The sequence below is a fragment of the Sandaracinobacteroides sp. genome (assembly GCF_057137845.1).
This window is the reverse complement of sequence record NZ_DBNHFX010000156.1, coordinates 1-1,534: the sequence shown is the minus strand read 5'-3', so window position 1 is coordinate 1,534 and position 1,534 is coordinate 1. Positions and strand designations below refer to the sequence as shown.

At 71.4% G+C, this 1,534-nt stretch carries 2 protein-coding genes and 1 pseudogene; all 3 read left to right on the top strand.

What is annotated here, in order from left to right; translation table 11 throughout:
• Window positions 1-411 (top strand): FliG C-terminal domain-containing protein (locus AC16JP_RS09010; RefSeq protein WP_484340279.1); only part of this gene is annotated, 411 nt, incomplete at its 5' end.
• Window positions 404-976, top strand: a complete 573-nt coding sequence (locus tag AC16JP_RS09005; protein WP_484340278.1) for a hypothetical protein — start codon at window positions 404-406, stop codon at window positions 974-976. The genes AC16JP_RS09010 and AC16JP_RS09005, both read left to right, overlap by 8 nt.
• Window positions 973-1,534 (top strand): annotated as a pseudogene (fliI, locus tag AC16JP_RS09000) (flagellum-specific ATP synthase FliI); the annotation flags it as partial. The gene AC16JP_RS09005 and the pseudogene fliI, both read left to right, overlap by 4 nt.

Sequence of the window (1,534 nt, the reverse complement as noted above, 5' to 3'; positions counted from 1 at the left end):
GGGATGCAGCGGGCCGCCGATCTCATCAATCTGGCCGGCCTCGACGAGGAAGCGGCGCTACGGGCGCTTGGCGACGCCGACCCGGCGGCAGCGGAAATTCTTTCGGAAACGCTGTTCACCTTCGCCGATCTCGCCCGGCTCGACGCCCGTGCCTTGCAGAACCTGCTGCGCACGGTCGATGCGGAACTGCTGATCCCGGCCCTGCGCGCGGCCCAGCCGGATCTGCGTGAACGGCTGCTGGGGGCCATGCCGCAGCGCGCCGCCGAAGCGCTGCGCGACGAAATCAGCAATCGCGGGCCCGTCAAGCTGGACGAAGCGGCCAGCGCACAGAAGGCAATCGCGGCGGCCGCCCGCAAACTGGCGGCGGACGGCACGATCACCCTGCCCGGCAAGGGGGCGGATTATGTCTGAGGCAGGCCTTGCCGTCTGCGCTGCGCCGCTGCGGGCGCTGCTGGGCGTGCCTCCGTCCGCCCGGCCGCCGCGGCCCGCACCACCAGACACGAAAGCGCTGGAAGCGGCCCGCGCCGAAGCCCGCGCCGAAGCCAACGCGACATGGGCAGCCGAAGTGGCGGCACTTCGCCTCCAGCTTGCGAACGAGCGCGCCTCGCACGAGAGCGCAACCCGGCAGCACGCCGAACTCGCGGCTGCATCAGCCTCTGCGATCGAGGCGCGCTTTGCCGATGCACTGGCGTCGCTGTCGTTCACGGCAATGGGCGTGCTGCTTGCTGCAAAGCCGCCGATCGCGGAAGCCACGCTTCGCAGCCTGATCGCCGAAGCAACGGCAGGGCTGCCCAGGGGCACGCTGTTCGTCGCGGCAGATGTGCTCGCCCCGTGCGTGGAAATCCTGCCCCCCGGCTGGGAAGTGGCGACGCGCGACGACCTCGCCCCCGGCGTGGTCGAGGCCGAATGCGGCCCGGCCTTGCAGCGCGCTTCGCTTTCGGCCCGCCTCGCGCAACTGCTGGATCTTGCGCCATGAACGCGGGCCTGATCGCCGCCGCCGCAAACAGCGCAGCAACGCGCCTGCACGCCGCCAGCTTCAGCGCGGCGCGGGCGGGCCGCGTTAGCGCCTGCGAAGGCCTGCTGATGCAGATGGAGGGGCTGGAAGCGCCGGTTGGTGCGATCGTGTCGATCGACACGGCGGAAGGCCCGGTGCAGGCGGAAGTCATCGGCTTTCGCGGCGCCCGCCTGCTGCTGATGGCGCTTGGCAACGCCCCCGTCGCACCCGGTGCGCGCGCGTGGCTACAGGCGCAGGCAAATGATGTGGGCGTCGGCAGCGCATTGTTCGGCCGGGTAAGCGGCGCCCACGGTGAACCGATCGACGGACGCGGCGCATTGCCCACCGATAACGGCTGGCCGCTGGGCGGCAGGCCGTTACCGCCGCTCGACCGGGCCGAAGTCACCGAACCTCTGGCCAGCGGCGTGCGCGCAATCGACGGCCTGCTGACGCTGGGGCGCGGCCAGCGCGTCGGCCTGATCGCCGGCAGCGGCGTCGGGAAGTCGGTGCTGATGCAGCAACTGGTGCGCGGCGTAACCG